Raw genomic sequence first — 14,963 nt, 5'->3', positions numbered from 1 at the left:
TATTATTAGTGTTTTTGATCTATAATTATTCCGATCTTATCCTGTAACTCTTTATCTTCTTCAATTCTTCCTTGCTTTAATGTTATATTAATTTCTCTTAATAATTGGTTATTTCTCTTTAAGTATTTTGACGCATCCGAATGATTAATAGCAAACAGAATAATTAGGTATAATACAATGCAAACTGGTAAAAAGAATATCATTTCCATCATCTCTGCTTTTCACCTCCTTATCGTATTCTAAAAGACCTTCCGACTGTTGTTAGATGATGTTCAGCTCATTTATGATTCACTCATAACATCTTCTGAAAGCTTCCGATGTCTAATTTTCTATCAAATTTATTGCCTATTTTCTTAAATAATGCGCATTGTTCATATCCATTTTGTTCAAATAAAAACTTGCTTCTACTATTCTCCATACAAATGGTTGCGATTAACGTGTGAAATCCTTGTTCCCTGGCAACTTCCTCGATAAAATGAAGTGCCCGTCTTCCAAGCCCTTGTCCTAAACAATCGGGTTTTAAATATATGGTTACCTAGGCACAAACGTCATAGGCTTGTTTACTTTTATATTGAGTGATCAATACATATCCCTTTATCTCATGCTCCTGTTGGATTACGTATGATGTATACCTACGATTCCTGTTCATTACAGATGCCTTTATCTCGTCAATGTCTAGTTCTACGGTGTGGAATGAAATTGTTGTATTGGTAACATAGTAATTGTAAATCTCTTTAATTTCATTTAGGTGTTGTTGATTGATCACTTCAAAAGATACATGGGTCAACACTCTCATTCCTTTTTTTATAAAGTATGTTTACGACGTACTATGGCTCTTGGGTGAACATGGCGATAGTCAGTAGCACGAGTATATGGTTATAGGAAGGATCCACTTCTCTGTCTATACTCTAAAAATGCTATTAATAACTCACATGCATTACTACATGCAGTATTCTTATATTCAAGTTGATCGTTTACTGTATTATTATTTGCTTTGTCCGATACAGATTTAAGCCCAAGAAAATCAATACCATTTAAATAACTTACGTGAGCAAACGCCGCAAGTTCTTGATCAACTGCTATTGCATGGAAGTCATCCTTTAATTTATGACTAACAGCATCATCTCTGATTCGTTGATCTCCTGAGATAAATCTACCGAAATGGACATTAGGATATGCATCGCCTAGATATGATTTGAACATTTGAATAAGTCTCTCAGATGAATCTACCACACTACTTCTTCCAAGGTATGTATTTCTAGGATCACTTGTGGAATTAGCATCAGTTACATCATGCTGCAAGCTTTGTTCAGCTACAATGATGTCACCACCACACACTTCTTCAGATAAACCACCGCAAATTCCAATCATGTAAATCTCACTCGGATTATATTGTGTTATTAACAATTGAGCACAACTCGCAGCCTTAACTTTACCAACACCCGATACCACTGAAATAATCGTCAAATCAGAGTTTTGATAATGATAAAATGTCCATGCCCCTATTTTCACTTGAGATGTCAGAGGAAACTTATGATGTAGATATTGTAATTCAGGCTCCCAAGCAGCCATTATACCGATTAACTTCACAGAATTCCCTCCAAGTTTTTTAATTCATAGCCTCTAGATAAATTCATTTACTCTAGCTACCTCTTCAATACGAATCAAGTGGAACATAATGCTTTAAATCCGATACAGTGATACCCCTTTTTGTCCCTTCTTTTGTTAACCTATAATCGAACTGTAATACTTCATTATGCGCAAAATATACATATTCAACGTTGGGTTCATCTTTAAAGATGACCACTGCGAAAAATGAGGGTAACTTGATACCCCATATCCCTTTAACAACCTCTATCTCTTCTTCACTATAATTTTGCGTTTCGAATAGGTAGTTCGTCACCCTATTTTTATATATCATTTTATTCGCTTGTACATAAACAAATGGTGTTATTACGAGAATCATTATAACGATTACTATTAGCACTTTTTTCTTTTTCATTATAATAATCATTCCTATTTTTTTGTTTTCCTCTGTTTTTTCTTTTCTAAAATAAACTCACTCAATCCTTAATTTCTTCTGCATTATCAATCTACGAATTATCTATAACCATCCAAATGAAAAATAGTATAACTGTTACGACTATTTGAGCTAAAGGTATCAAGGATATTAGATTATTTTTATTTCTTTTTATGATATAAGTGATCAAGCATCCAATATATGTTAATAAATAAGTGCTGCTTGAAAATATAAATAGGTTAACTATTATTTTCAAAAAAACATTCTCATTATTAGAAACGCCTGCTAATTGCATTATGTTTGCCATTAAAACAAAGGGATACAGCAGTAAAAGAATCCCTCCTGCAATAAAACCAACAGTGTTTATTGTTTTTTTCATTTCTTCACCTCATTTACGTAGTATTAGACATCTATTTACATTCATTACCCTATAATCTATTCCTACTTGTCAGCCGTTCACATCCATATTAAAATCAAGACTTTGTTCCAGTTCTTCCTTCTGGCGCAAGTGATGGCGAAAATGCATACTGACTAAGTCGTACCACTCCCGTGCAGTGAGCCACCCAAAGCCTCCATGTCTAACTTTATAATTTGGATTTATCGTATCTACCTTCTCTTCCCAATCAGACATTCTCTTAACCACCATATCCAGTCCGGACATTAGATCATCGACGGTTTTTGAATTATTCGGGGTATTTGCAGGTCCTTCTGGTAATTTAATTTTTATCGGAGGGAATGAACCAGCGTTAAATAATTGAACCCCAGCCTCCGTCTTCCCTTCCCTTTGCTCCTCACTTGCTGAAGCACAACATTCCACTTGGTCGAGATAATCGAGTGCTGTGAGTATTACATGATCATACATTTGGCCAAGAGACCACACGCCTTGCTTGGGTGCATATCTTAATTGGTTCATAGAATAACGCTTGAGATCGATCTTGTATACATCAATTAGTTCTAGATAATTCAATTCGCCTCACCTCTTCCAATATATCCTCATATTACCTGATTCGATTATATCAGCCCCTTCCCACATAATGATACGCCTAAGCACGAAAAAAAGCCCTTAAACTCAAGGGCTTAGCATCTGCACACTCGTAAAATCACTCGTATTAGGGACTAATACAAGCGCTCCTCGCCGGTGATCGGATTCTTAAATGCAGATTTGATATCTTTGTTGGTAAGCTCATCTGCAAACTCGGTATCATTCTCCCCAGTGAGGGTCGTGTTTAATTTCTGTATCTTCTTAGCTTCTTTGTCGCTTGTTTGTAGTGGTTGTTGATCCTCCATAGGTAGCGCATCTCCTTTAACAACATATTTTCTGTATAGGATGCGGTCATTCAATGGTTTTTATGCAAATGACCTTCAGTTGCTGTATACACCGTTAAACAATACGTGATAAAAGGCGACTGCCAAATTCTCTCCTTATATATTTCGTTAATGCGTTGTTATATGATGTATATCTTTTCATCAAAATACGTTTCCATCTACTTGGCGGTGCCGTTTAAAATAGAAGACGTCCGGCACCATGACAACCTTAATCCGTATGGGCTTCGGCGCTGATTTCAATCAGTTGCACAGGGGATGCCAGATAATTCACGCCAATGCAACTGCCGGCTGGTCGATGTTCTCCCACGTAATCCTTGAACAGCTTAATACATGGTTCGAAATGTTCTTGCGCGTTTGTCAGATAGACCTCCACATAAGCGAGGTTCGACTTCGTGACACCAAATTCCGCTAGCACCCGATCGAGATTCTCCAGCGTCTGCCGGGTCTGTGCCTCGATATCGCCCTCACCAACGAACGCACCCTCGGTATCGTGGGAAAATTGTCCCGAAATGTAGATCGTGCCATTTACGCTGTATCCTTGGGTAATGCCGTGATCCCAAAGATCGTGATTATAAGTTTTAACATTTGTCATTTTATTCTCTCCTTTAGTTCAACGTAAGGTTAGTATAAAATGAATATACATTAAAAAATAGTACGCACTTTAATGATATGTACTATCAGAAAGGATAGTGTAGATGATGAGTATGGCAGAATATAAAGGCAAAGTTAAAAATATTGAAGATACTCCTTTTGGTTATACATTGTCAGTTATTGGTGGTAAATGGAAGATGGTTATTCTTTATCTCCTAGCAGAAAACCAAACAGTTCGCTTTAATGATCTAAAAAGACAGATTGGAGTTATTACGTACAAAATGTTAAGTTCACAACTCAAAGAGTTGGAAGCTGATGGTAGGGTTAACCGAAAAGAGTATCCCCAAATCCCTCCAAAAGTCGAGTACAGTCTCACAGAAAAGACGAATACACTACTACCTGTTCTGGAAGGGTTATGTGAATGGGGAACCAAAAACCAACATAATTAAATAGGTAAACCAAATGTGAGCTGATCCTTCAGGCTATTTCTTAGACTTAAACATTCTTTTCAACCTACTCACAAAACCTTCCTGATCTTTCATTACTTTAGTTTCCCAGCCATCATAATCTCCATTAAATTCTTGTGCTGCACTCACTAAATAGTCCGTTACGTCACCGATGGATTGAAGATGAACATAGTCATTTCTAGAAATTTTTATCGAATACTTATTATCTTGTTTATCTTGAGTACCTTGATCTTCGATATGATAACCGTCTTTTTGAACTTTCTCATTGAACAGATTACGTGACTCTGCTGAATTGAAATATATCCAGTGATTCACTGTTCGCGATTTATCTAAAATGTCTCCAAGCTCAATAAGCTTGTCTACCAACTGTCTGTTACCCATTCGATGCCAATCCAATTGATTGGGATATAGATACTCATAATAGAAGGCCCCAGGCTTCTGTTCATCCATGAGGTTAATGCTGTACTTATAATTTTCAAGAGACTTGTCGGCAAGACACTCCAATTCGCTTCCATCCATAGAATCCGTATAGTAAAAAAAATCTCTCCTACCATCCGTGGTGATCCTTCCGACAAACATATAATTAGTATCCAAAGAATCATGGATTGAATCCTCGATAGCATACAAAACTGTTGCTTCTTTATCGCTGGTAAGTCCATCTTCATTTGGTTCATTTAATGCAACCCTGAGTTGATATAAACGGACTACCCCCTCATTTTCACCATTTTCCCATGGTTCCAGATCCAACAAGATTGAAGCTGGTTTATCATCGATGAAAGTAAAGTAAGTATTCCAATTATCTGACATTCCTACACCGCCTTAATATTTCTGTTGATCTAAACCCAGTATATCAGTCTTTATAGTGAATTAAGCGAAGTACCCCCTGCCTCCTTCCACAAAATAATATCCATATAACCATCAAAATTCCAATCAGACATCTACGTTATACATCTACGAATACAACCTCAAATTCTAAATCTTTCACTTCTAAATATATCTCTTCCTTCAATCCGCTATTATCCAATGTAAATATATCCGCTCTGACTAAGTGAAATGTAACATTCTTTGCTTCTTCCGCTGTTAATGTACCGGTCAAGAAGTGTACTCCATCAGCAAATTCTTTAAATAATATCCTTTGATTCTTTGAATATTGATAATCAGACCATTCAAAATTTCTCAATATTCTTATTTTGTTTTTTGTTGGTTTGCATTCAATATAGCTTTTATTTTGGTCAGGGCATTCAAACGCATATTGATGTGAATAATCGCGAGATGTAGCTACTCCATACTTCCATGAAAAGGTCTGCCATACCATCTTATTGAATAAATGCTCAACTATTGCGTCCCAGCTATCATAACAAAAGGCATGGATTGTTATTAATCGCGAGTATAAATCGGTAATTGCCTCTTGAAAATTCAGTAAGATCTCCGTGTCAGTTATCCTTTGTAATTGGTCTTCAATTTCGTGATTATGGATCTTTAATAATCGATTATCTTTCAATTTATCCACTCCTTCTGAGTTGCTTATACATAATGAAGCTAAGAGGTTAATACTCACTTTTCAACTTTGAGAAGATAGCAAGATCAACATATTTCCCTTTTTCGAACTCATGTTGCCTCAAGACTCCTTCTTTGTGGAAGCCTAGCTTATGTATCAATTGGATCGAAGCCTCATTCGCCGGTTCGACTTTCGCTTCAATTTTATTTAGATCCATGGTCAAGAATCCAAACTCCATAACACAGTTCACTACCTCTATCATGATCCCCTTTCCCCAAAATTCAGGGGTTAAATCATATCCAATCTCAACACGATGATGTTCCTTCTCATAGTTCAGGAATCCGCATGTTCCAATCACCTTTTGGGACTCACTATTTTCAATCATCCAACGTAAACCCGATTGTTCTTTGAAAATTTTGTGATACCATTTCATTTCATCTATCGCATCCTCGACTGATGTGAAAGGTGTGAATGGCATATATTTCACCACGGCCTCTTGTGAATAAAGCTGAAATATATCATAGCGATCGTTCTCTTCCGCTTTCCTTAATGTAAACCGTTCTGTCTTTAACCGAGGGAAATCAATAAATGCAAACTCTGAATTCATAATCATTCTCCTTTTTCTAAATACCATATCACAAAAAAATACCTCAGAGTTGCCCCCATGGAGCATCTCTAAGGCACTCTTTTACTATGGATTCAACTTCAAAGAGGCAACCATCTCATCCAATGAATTTATTTCCTCTTTCGATAGGTCGTTATTCGCAGAAACCGTTACCTGGTAGAAATGATCATTCGCTTCGAAGAAAATCGCTACGCAAATAAAGGATTCCCATTCTTTGTTTTCCATCTTGTAGTAAGCCATGTTTTTCGCAGGATGCCCCAGGAATGACCCCTCCGTTTCTTCCACAATCTCGATATCGGAGTTAGCAATGATCTCCTTTTTCGTATTCTGATAGAAAGCAGCTAGATCTGTGTTCGAGGTCAGATCTTTCTTTGGAATTTCATTTACGATCAGCGTGCTCTTATTGTAAGATTTGATTGCTAGCTTCGCATATTTTGAAGCATCTTCTATAACACTCCACTTTCCATAAGCCGTGACTTTCACGGAGCGGTCCGAAGATAGGATCTGCTGCTTGCTTTGGATAACGGCTATCTTAGAGCCAGCTTCCCAATCTACCTTCGCGTTCAGGGATTCGGCTATGAATCGTAGCGGAACAAACGTATTGCCCGACACGATCGTCGGCGCAACAGCAAGTGAGATGGTCTTCCCATTCACTTCAGCGTTAGACAAGCCCACCTGCATCTTGATTGTCGTACCTTCTTTTTCACCGATGATGGTCTGCTCATCCTTGTTCCATGTAACCTTCAAGCCAAGTTGTTCGAACAGGGGCCGGAAAGGAACCATTACGCTTCCATTCTTCATAAAAGGTGGAACATCGAAAGTAACCAGTTCGGCGTCTAGGAGAACTTGAATTTGTTTATTTGCATTGCCTGCCTTTGTCGAGCTATATTCAACAGCAACGCCTTTTTTCTCTAAATTTTCTATTACCTTAAGCGATTGTTCATTCAATGGGTTGTTGATAAGTGATACCTCTTGTAAATTCGGTATCGTTTCAAGGACACGAATATCTGCAATGAGGTTGCCCCCAAGATAAAGATGTTCGATTGTTGGATGGTTTTTCAGCGGTGTAAGATCTTGGATCTTATTGTTATCCAGAAAGAGCCACTGTAACTTCATCGTCTTAATCGGATTCAGGTCTATCACCAGATTGTTACTGGCCAGTAGATCAGTCAGCATGCTTAAATTCTGTAATGGCTTCAGGTTACTGACCTTGTTCTCTACAATGACCAGGTTCTCCAGCGAACTTAACCCAGATAGAGGCGTGAGGTCCGTAATCTGATTCCCGTCGAGAGCCAAGAATGTCAACTTCTTCAACTTCGCAATTGGTGTAATATCCTTGATACTGTGGTTAGTTAGAAAAAAATCCTCCATATTCACGGCATTTTCAATTCCTTGTAGGCGGGTGATTTTCTCTTTTGATTCCGCTGGGTACAAGGATTCTAGCTTCTTCAAATCCGATGACGTTAGTTCTTTACCAGAAGGCAAATGTAATTCTGTCCGAATGGCCTTCGCTAAGACCGGATCCGGAATAATGGAATCTGCCCAAGTAGGTAATATTGGAATGAATAGAAGGGCCATGCAAAAGACAACTAACTTTTTAACGAATGATGTACGCAATTATGAACTCCCCTTTTAGCAACTTATGATAACTCCTTCTTTATATCGGATCTTTCTTCCATTTTTCACACTCTCCTATCATTTTTTATTCGAGCAATTCTCATATCCTAACTTTCTTTATTTCAAAGAGCTGGTATGCTCATAATCACTTTTTAAAATACTCATACATATGCTATCCCAGTATTGACCTTGCTTGTACATCTTTTTTCTATATCTCCCTTCTTCTATGAATCCACATTTCAGATAACATTTATACGCTCTTTTGTTGTATTCGTATACTTCAAGCTCTATTCTATTTAAATTGAGTTCCTCGAAAGCAAACTTCTGGAGTAGTTGAATTGCTTCACTCCCATAGCCTTTGCCTAAATATTCTTTTCTTCCTATAACAATAGCCAGTAGAGCGAATCGATTCCTCCAGTCCATTCTGTATAAATCAATTTGACCGATGTATTCTAAAGAGTCTTTGGCTGCTATAATAAAACTTTTGTTTCTAGACTTACCTTCAACTACCAACCTAAAGAACGACTCTGTCTCATACTTGGTGTGCGGATATAGGAAATTATCAGATAACGTGTTGGTTATTTCCGGGTCATTAACCCATTCTCTTATATAATCTAAATCTGAGTCTCGGTATTCTCTAAGTACAATTCTGTCTCCAACGATATGTGGCATAAGTAATCATCCTTTCAAAGGTTCATATCTAAAAGTAATATCTAGAACTTCACTTCATCAGTCACTTTATAAATAATATATTTACTTGTCCACATCTGTGATTCAACAATGATTACATCCGTTTTATTATCATCAGTAAAAAAATACCCAGCCCCAATTTGTTCTTTGAATTGTAATCCTATTGTGTTAAATCGTTGAATTAGTTCATCCATACCATCCTTCGTATTCCCTTGATAGATATACCAATTATAATTATCCCTATGACTAAGAAATTCGATCGTATCGTAGCTGTTGGATATCTTTGCATACGCTTGCTGTTTGGATACTCCCTCGACTGGTAATTCTGGCAAATACATCCTCAGATTATAATAGATAAGAAGACTAAGAGCTAAACCAATGATTACTATTGCTAATAACATTATAGATATCATCTTTTTTGATATATTTTTCATAATTTCACCTCATTTCGATTATCACGATAACAAGCTTAAGTGACCGTAAGGAGTGGTATCGTAATGCTGTCTATTCATACTCACTTCTTATACTTCCACACATAATATACCAACATTTTCCTTTTTGTCTATGAATTTGTATCCAACTCTCTTTCTAGCAATGATTCAGTCAAAAAAAAGACCGAGCCCCAAAAGGGAACTCAGTCTTCTACATGATTTGTTATATTGCTTGACGATGATTACACAAATTGAACCGTCTTCAGCGACACTTTACCGTTGAGAACAATGAACACGTCCTGACGTCCACTTACTCCGCTCACCTCAGCAGTATAGTTACGCCATTCTTGAGCGCCACCTTCCGATAGTTCCACTCGTCCAGCAAGAGGACCTTCAGGGCTATTCAGACGAACCTCGACTGATGCTGCCGACTGGCAAGCAACGCGAAGATTCACCGTGTTTACTCCCTCGCCGAATTCAGCGTCTTCAAAGGAAATCCATCCGGATTGCTCCTTCACTTCAGTAGCACTACCGCCTTCACAACATTCACCGATCAACACGCCTTCGTAAGCATCATAGTTCATTGCCTTCACAGACTGCTTCAAATCACGTGGTGGAATCACTTCGCCCTGTACATCAAGCGCAGCATGTAGCGGCAAGTTTGCTGATGAAGAACCAGCCATGAAGAGGAACGTGCCGTTCTCGATTGCATAACGCTCACGAGTAACATCCCACATCGCTAGCTCGGTCATTGGTAGCTTGAAGCTCACATCTACTGATTCACCAGGCTGTAACAGTACCCGACGGAATGCAAGTAACTGCTTCAAGGGACGTTTTACACGAGAGGTCTCCGCATGTCCATACAGCTGCACCACTTCTTCTCCTGTACAGTCACTAGTATTGGTCACCCGAACTGTCATGCTGATCTCACGATCTTGATCCACAGAAACCTGCTTACGATCAAGAATCAAATTATCATAACGGAATGTGCTATAGGACAACCCATGTCCGAACGGATAGAGTACATCTCCTTTGAAATAACGATAGGTTCTATCACCCTTAATAATGTCATAATCCATAAACTCTGGTAGCTGATCAACAGATTTATACCAAGTCATGTTCAGACGTCCTGCCGGGTTCACATCACCGAAGAGCACATCAGTAACGGCATTACCCAACTCTTGACCTGCATGAGAGGTGTACAGAATAGCTGGAACGTTCTCGTCTACCCAATTCAGAGCAAATGGATAACTACCCACAACGACCACAATCGTGTTCCGGTTCACAGACATAACTTCTCTAATCAGTTGCTCCTGCGATTCAGGAAGTGTGATGTCTGGACGGTCGACCGTCTCTTTACCATTAATGAGCGGATGATTGCCGACGAATACAACAGCAAGATCTGCATCGCTAGCCACTTCTTTTGCCGCCTGGAATTTATCCGTTACTTTCTCCATTTCAAAAACATCGGCAGTAATCTTATCTTCTTCGCTGTTTGCTACAGATGCCGCACCCGCCACATTGATCTCGTTAGCCGTTTCTTCAGCGCTACCGCTACCTACAAGCAATTCTCCGTTATCCGAGTTGACCGTAACCGGTGTATCGTTCCATGTTGAGAAGGTTACTTGATCCGTTCCTTCTTCTGAAGGACGAACAAGGAATACTTCCTTCGTGAACCACTCCCAGATTTTATCAGCTGAGGCTTTTACGATCCGATCATCCGTCGTTAGGTAAAGTCCGTTATTCTCAGCGATAATTGTATGACTGTCCCAGCCCCAATCCGTTAATTCAAATACAGAAGCTTGTTCGCCAGCATTGCCGCTTGCAGCTAGAGCTGCGTGTTCACCATCTTGTACTTGAACATAACGTCCATTGCGCTTCGACTTCAGCTTCACTCGATCTGTACCACCGGAGAATGTCGTTTGTCCTCCATGTGCCTTCAGCTTTTCTTGAATACCTTGCAAAGGCGTAATTGCATAAGGCATGGAACCGCTGTACCAGTCTCGATATACGGTACCACCAAGGGGTCCAATAACAGCGACTTTTTTCAGCTTATCTGCCTGTAGCGGTAGCATGCCTCCTTCATTTTTCAGAAGAACAACAGCCTTTTCTGTAGCTTCACGTGACAGCTTCGCATGCTCTGGTTGCATAATAATAGACTCATCAATAGCAGCATACGGATTGTCTTCCTCAGGATCGAACTCACCTAAACGGAAACGAACGCGGAACGTATTACGTAAGGCCACATCTAAATCGCCCTCTGTAAGCATTCCTTCATCCAACGCTTCGCGTAGCGATTGCTTCATTAAATCTCCATTGTCAGTGATACTATCGATGCCGCCTTCTTTCACAGAACGGGCAACGGCTTCCTTATGTGTCTCCAAATAACCATGGTCGCGCACCGTACCAGACACGTCGAACGCATCGCTGACCACAAAACCATCCATGCCCCACTCTTGCTTAACAATCTCATTCACTTCTGGCATCAGATTCGCAGGCACTCCATTAACGGCATTATAGGCCGTCATCATGGACTGGGCGCCGCCTTCCTTAAACGGAATCTCAAATGCTTTCAAATAATATTCGCGCATATTACGTGGATCAATACTAACCGATTGGTCTCCGCGTCCTACTTCATTATTATTTGCAATAAAATGTTTCAGTGTAGCAATCGCTTTCAAATATTTCGGATGATCGCCTTGTATCCCTTGAACAAGTGATGATGCAAGCTTACCTGCAAGGATCGGATCTTCCCCGTATGCTTCCTCAGTCCGACCCCAACGTGGGTCGCGTTCCATATCAACAGTTGGCGCCCAGAGCGTCAATCCGTTAATCTCTGGATTTTGTTTATAGAAGCCACGTGCCTCATCACCGATAGCGCTACCAATTCGTTGCATAAGTTCGGTATCCCAAGTGCATCCTAGGCCAATCGGTTGCGGATATCCTGTCGCTTCGCCAAGCCAAGCCATACCATGAGCTGCTTCCGTACCATGTTTATACGCTTTCACACCAAGCCGTTCAACGGCCGTTTGATATTGAATCATAAGTCCCACTTTTTCCTCCAACGTGAAGCGTGAAACGAGGTCGTTTACGCGTTCCTCTAGTGGAAGAGAAGTGTTCTGGAATGGATAATTGTTTGTTTCAGACATGATGAACCTCCCTTTGTCAGTTGCCTATTGCGTTATTTTAACGAAGATTGTCTACTTATGGCTACCCTAATAATTAGAGACGTTTTCATAGGTTATTAGGGATATATGCCTTTGTATTTACCATCGCTGGCGATTCTCCATTCGAAATATTCCCCATCCCTTCTTTTCAAATATCATGACGAGGACGTACTTTTAGTGAAACCGCTTGCGAAATCAAAAATCCAAGAATATAATACTTGTATACTAGCATACAAGATGAATAAAGAGGTGAATTTATGACCGAATCAAATGGATTCCTATATCCATCCAAATGGCTTTCGAAATCCTCTGCTGGTAACCGTGTAACATACGAGCTTAGAATGCGTATTATTTCTGGCCACATCGAAAGCGGTACCATACTTTCTGAAAATAAATTAGCTATAGATTTCGCTGTAAGTCGCTCACCCATACGTGAAGCGTTAAAAATATTAGCATCCGAAAATATCATCCGATTAGAAAGAATGGGTGCCGTTGTTATTGGTTTATCAAATAAAGAAATAGAAGAAATTTACGATATGCGTTTACTTATAGAATCATTTGTATTTGAACGCCTTGTAAGAATAGATACGAATGAATTAATAAAGGAACTTAGTAAAATACTAGAAATGATGAACGTCGCAATCAAATATAGTGATGCTGATGAGTTTTCCTATCAAGATGTCTTGTTTCATGAAACGATTATTCGGTCAGCTAATCATTCATACATCCTGTTGATCTGGAATAATTTAAAGCCCGTTATGGAGAGCTTTATTCTTTTGTCGATGCGTAGGCGCTTCGAAGAAAACTATCAAGATTTCACCCGCATTATAAACAATCATGAGCTTTACATTGAGGCGATCCGAACAAAAGATAGAGAACTCATGAGTAAGTCCTTACATGACAATTTTGATGATGTTCAAGGCAAAGTAGAAGACCTATGGATATCACAACAAATGCTCTCGAAAGGAGTTGTGCAGCACAATGACTAACTATATGTTAGGTATAGATATCGGAACCACAAGTACAAAAGGCGTTTTATTTAGTGAAAAAGGCGAAGTCATTCAACAAGAAAATATAGGGTACCCGCTTTATACACCCGATATGTCGACAGCTGAACAAGACCCAGAAGAAATTTTCCAGGCTGTCCTACAAACCATTTCGAAGATAATGAAAAATCATTCACACAAAAGGATATCATTTGTTTCATTTAGCAGTGCCATGCATAGTGTCATTGCTATGGGTTACAATGATCAGCCGCTGACGCCTTGTATTACTTGGGCAGATAACCGAAGTGAAACATGGTCACACACAATAAAAGATGAGTTGAATGGCCATGAAATCTATAAACGCACGGGAACACCGATTCACCCAATGTCACCATTAACTAAAATAGCTTGGATTGTGAATGACCTTCCTGAAATCGCTACTAAGGTTAACAAATATATCGGAATTAAAGAATATATTTTCAAAAAGTTCTTTGATCAATATGTTGTCGATCATTCCATAGCTTCAGCCATGGGTATGATGAATCTCAACACACTAGATTGGGATGAAGAAGCATTACAAATTGCTGGCATAACACCTACTCAATTATCTGAGCTCGTACCAACAACCAAGATATTTACTAACTGTGATTCAGATTTGGCACAAAAAATGGGGATCGATCCACAAACATCGTTTGTCATTGGTGCAAGCGACGGCGTCCTTTCTAATCTAGGTGTAAATGCGATACGCAAAGGCGAAATTGCCATTACCATTGGAACAAGCGGTGCAATTCGCACCATAATTGACAAGCCGCAGACCGATGAAAAGGAAAGAATATTCTGTTATGCCTTAACGGAAAAGCACTGGGTCATTGGTGGGCCAGTAAACAATGGTGGGATGGTCCTTCGCTGGATCCGTGATGAACTTGCCTCATCAGAAGTAGAAACAGCAAAAAGATTAGGAATTGATCCATATGAAGTACTAACCAAGATTGCTGAACGTGTAAGACCAGGATCAGACGGATTGTTGTTCCATCCGTACCTCTCTGGTGAACGTGCACCATTATGGAATCCAGATGTACGTGGCTCATTCTTCGGTTTAACGATGTCACATAAGAAGGAACATATGATTCGCGCAGCCCTAGAAGGTATCATTTACAATTTATACACCGTGTTCTTAGCATTAATCGAATGCATGGACGGTCCTGTGACTCGAATCCAAGCTACCGGAGGCTTTGCAAGATCAGATGTTTGGCGGCAAATGATGTCCGATATATTTGATTCTGAAGTAATTATTCCAGAAAGCTACGAAAGTTCTTGTCTAGGTGCTTGTATCTTAGGCTTATACGCCACAGGAAAGATCAACTCATTTGAAGTCGTTTCTGAAATGGTTGGCAGTACCTACAAACACACACCAAACCAAGAAGCAACGAAGGAATATAGGCACTTACTTCCAATCTTCATTAACATTTCTAGAGTATTAGAAGAGGATTATACTCGGATTGCCAATTATCAAAGAAGCTTAATTAAACACTAACAAGCATACTG

General features: G+C 39.3%; 18 protein-coding genes. 3 read left to right on the top strand and 15 right to left on the bottom strand.

Annotated elements, in window-relative coordinates:
- Positions 1-5: 5 nt before the first annotated feature.
- The 8 genes from AC1D69_RS08705 to AC1D69_RS08670 all read right to left on the bottom strand — a co-directional run bounded on the left by AC1D69_RS08705 (position 6) and on the right by AC1D69_RS08670 (position 3,938).
- Positions 6-212 (bottom strand): hypothetical protein, encoded by a 207-nt coding sequence (locus tag AC1D69_RS08705; RefSeq protein ID WP_495455757.1) that lies wholly within the window; start codon positions 210-212, stop codon positions 6-8.
- Between the two features lie 80 nt (positions 213-292).
- Positions 293-529 (bottom strand): GNAT family N-acetyltransferase, encoded by a 237-nt coding sequence (locus AC1D69_RS08700; RefSeq protein WP_495456054.1) that lies wholly within the window; start codon positions 527-529, stop codon positions 293-295.
- A 347-nt stretch (positions 530-876) separates the two neighbouring features.
- Positions 877-1,590 (bottom strand): phosphorylase family protein, encoded by a 714-nt coding sequence (locus tag AC1D69_RS08695; RefSeq protein WP_495455756.1) that lies wholly within the window; start codon positions 1,588-1,590, stop codon positions 877-879.
- Between the two features lie 64 nt (positions 1,591-1,654).
- Positions 1,655-2,002 (bottom strand): DUF3139 domain-containing protein, encoded by a 348-nt coding sequence (locus AC1D69_RS08690; protein WP_495455755.1) that lies wholly within the window; start codon positions 2,000-2,002, stop codon positions 1,655-1,657.
- A 91-nt stretch (positions 2,003-2,093) separates the two neighbouring features.
- On the bottom strand, positions 2,094-2,399 hold the full coding sequence (locus AC1D69_RS08685; protein ID WP_495455754.1) for a hypothetical protein: 306 nt from the start codon (positions 2,397-2,399) through the stop codon (positions 2,094-2,096).
- Between the two features lie 69 nt (positions 2,400-2,468).
- Complete coding sequence (locus tag AC1D69_RS08680) at positions 2,469-2,987, bottom strand: DinB family protein (protein WP_495455753.1); 519 nt, start codon at positions 2,985-2,987, stop codon at positions 2,469-2,471.
- A 149-nt stretch (positions 2,988-3,136) separates the two neighbouring features.
- Positions 3,137-3,307 (bottom strand): hypothetical protein, encoded by a 171-nt coding sequence (locus tag AC1D69_RS08675; protein ID WP_495455752.1) that lies wholly within the window; start codon positions 3,305-3,307, stop codon positions 3,137-3,139.
- A 247-nt stretch (positions 3,308-3,554) separates the two neighbouring features.
- On the bottom strand, positions 3,555-3,938 hold the full coding sequence (locus AC1D69_RS08670) for a RidA family protein (protein WP_495455751.1): 384 nt from the start codon (positions 3,936-3,938) through the stop codon (positions 3,555-3,557).
- A gap of 106 nt (positions 3,939-4,044) precedes the next feature.
- Between AC1D69_RS08670 and AC1D69_RS08665 the strand changes: the two genes are divergently transcribed.
- Positions 4,045-4,386, top strand: a complete 342-nt coding sequence (locus AC1D69_RS08665) for a winged helix-turn-helix transcriptional regulator (protein ID WP_495456053.1) — start codon at positions 4,045-4,047, stop codon at positions 4,384-4,386.
- 33 nt (positions 4,387-4,419) lie between these two features.
- On the opposite strand, the gene AC1D69_RS08660 is transcribed toward AC1D69_RS08665, so the two are convergent.
- The 7 genes from AC1D69_RS08660 to AC1D69_RS08630 all read right to left on the bottom strand — a co-directional run bounded on the left by AC1D69_RS08660 (position 4,420) and on the right by AC1D69_RS08630 (position 12,414).
- Positions 4,420-5,211 (bottom strand): DUF695 domain-containing protein, encoded by a 792-nt coding sequence (locus AC1D69_RS08660; RefSeq protein WP_495455750.1) that lies wholly within the window; start codon positions 5,209-5,211, stop codon positions 4,420-4,422.
- Between the two features lie 136 nt (positions 5,212-5,347).
- A complete protein-coding gene (locus AC1D69_RS08655) occupies positions 5,348-5,905 on the bottom strand; it encodes a hypothetical protein (protein WP_495455749.1) in 558 nt (185 codons plus the stop codon).
- A gap of 46 nt (positions 5,906-5,951) precedes the next feature.
- Positions 5,952-6,509 carry a GNAT family N-acetyltransferase gene (locus AC1D69_RS08650; protein ID WP_495455748.1) on the bottom strand — a complete coding sequence of 186 codons (558 nt, stop codon included), beginning with the start codon at positions 6,507-6,509 and terminating at the stop codon, positions 5,952-5,954.
- Positions 6,510-6,593: 84 nt separating this feature from the next.
- A complete protein-coding gene (locus AC1D69_RS08645; RefSeq protein ID WP_495455747.1) occupies positions 6,594-8,144 on the bottom strand; it encodes a stalk domain-containing protein in 1,551 nt (516 codons plus the stop codon).
- A gap of 117 nt (positions 8,145-8,261) precedes the next feature.
- Positions 8,262-8,816, bottom strand: coding sequence for a GNAT family N-acetyltransferase (locus AC1D69_RS08640; protein ID WP_495455746.1), 555 nt, complete (start codon positions 8,814-8,816; stop codon positions 8,262-8,264).
- A 41-nt stretch (positions 8,817-8,857) separates the two neighbouring features.
- The gene (locus AC1D69_RS08635; RefSeq protein WP_495455745.1) at positions 8,858-9,247 is read right to left on the bottom strand and encodes a hypothetical protein; all 390 of its coding nucleotides are present in this window, start codon (positions 9,245-9,247) and stop codon (positions 8,858-8,860) included.
- A gap of 260 nt (positions 9,248-9,507) precedes the next feature.
- A complete protein-coding gene (locus tag AC1D69_RS08630) occupies positions 9,508-12,414 on the bottom strand; it encodes a glycoside hydrolase family 3 C-terminal domain-containing protein (protein ID WP_495455744.1) in 2,907 nt (968 codons plus the stop codon).
- Between the two features lie 275 nt (positions 12,415-12,689).
- On the opposite strand from AC1D69_RS08630, the gene AC1D69_RS08625 reads away from it, so the two are divergent.
- Both AC1D69_RS08625 and gntK read left to right on the top strand, forming a co-directional pair.
- Positions 12,690-13,421, top strand: a complete 732-nt coding sequence (locus AC1D69_RS08625) for a GntR family transcriptional regulator (RefSeq protein WP_495455743.1) — start codon at positions 12,690-12,692, stop codon at positions 13,419-13,421.
- The gene (gntK, locus tag AC1D69_RS08620; protein ID WP_495455742.1) at positions 13,414-14,952 is read left to right on the top strand and encodes a gluconokinase; all 1,539 of its coding nucleotides are present in this window, start codon (positions 13,414-13,416) and stop codon (positions 14,950-14,952) included. Before AC1D69_RS08625 ends, gntK begins: the two co-directional genes overlap by 8 nt.
- Positions 14,953-14,963 lie beyond the last annotated feature (11 nt).

The organism is Paenibacillus sp. Y301, assembly GCF_059445505.1.
This window is presented reverse-complemented; position numbering and strand designations above follow the sequence as displayed.

Excerpts from the sequence above, each read along its gene's own strand:
- AC1D69_RS08665 (WP_495456053.1), top strand. The coding sequence starts at position 4,045 with ATGAGTATGGCAGAATATAAAGGCAAAGTTAAAAATATTGAAGATACT.
- AC1D69_RS08650 (WP_495455748.1), bottom strand. The coding sequence starts at position 6,509 with ATGAATTCAGAGTTTGCATTTATTGATTTCCCTCGGTTAAAGACAGAA.
- AC1D69_RS08675 (WP_495455752.1), bottom strand. The coding sequence starts at position 3,307 with ATGGAGGATCAACAACCACTACAAACAAGCGACAAAGAAGCTAAGAAG.
- AC1D69_RS08705 (WP_495455757.1), bottom strand. The coding sequence starts at position 212 with ATGATGGAAATGATATTCTTTTTACCAGTTTGCATTGTATTATACCTA.
- AC1D69_RS08670 (WP_495455751.1), bottom strand. The coding sequence starts at position 3,938 with ATGACAAATGTTAAAACTTATAATCACGATCTTTGGGATCACGGCATT.
- AC1D69_RS08660 (WP_495455750.1), bottom strand. The coding sequence starts at position 5,211 with ATGTCAGATAATTGGAATACTTACTTTACTTTCATCGATGATAAACCA.
- AC1D69_RS08640 (WP_495455746.1), bottom strand. The coding sequence starts at position 8,816 with ATGCCACATATCGTTGGAGACAGAATTGTACTTAGAGAATACCGAGAC.
- AC1D69_RS08685 (WP_495455754.1), bottom strand. The coding sequence starts at position 2,399 with ATGAAAAAAACAATAAACACTGTTGGTTTTATTGCAGGAGGGATTCTT.
- AC1D69_RS08635 (WP_495455745.1), bottom strand. The coding sequence starts at position 9,247 with ATGATATCTATAATGTTATTAGCAATAGTAATCATTGGTTTAGCTCTT.
- AC1D69_RS08630 (WP_495455744.1), bottom strand. The coding sequence starts at position 12,414 with ATGTCTGAAACAAACAATTATCCATTCCAGAACACTTCTCTTCCACTA.
- AC1D69_RS08625 (WP_495455743.1), top strand. The coding sequence starts at position 12,690 with ATGACCGAATCAAATGGATTCCTATATCCATCCAAATGGCTTTCGAAA.
- AC1D69_RS08690 (WP_495455755.1), bottom strand. The coding sequence starts at position 2,002 with ATGAAAAAGAAAAAAGTGCTAATAGTAATCGTTATAATGATTCTCGTA.
- gntK (WP_495455742.1), top strand. The coding sequence starts at position 13,414 with ATGACTAACTATATGTTAGGTATAGATATCGGAACCACAAGTACAAAA.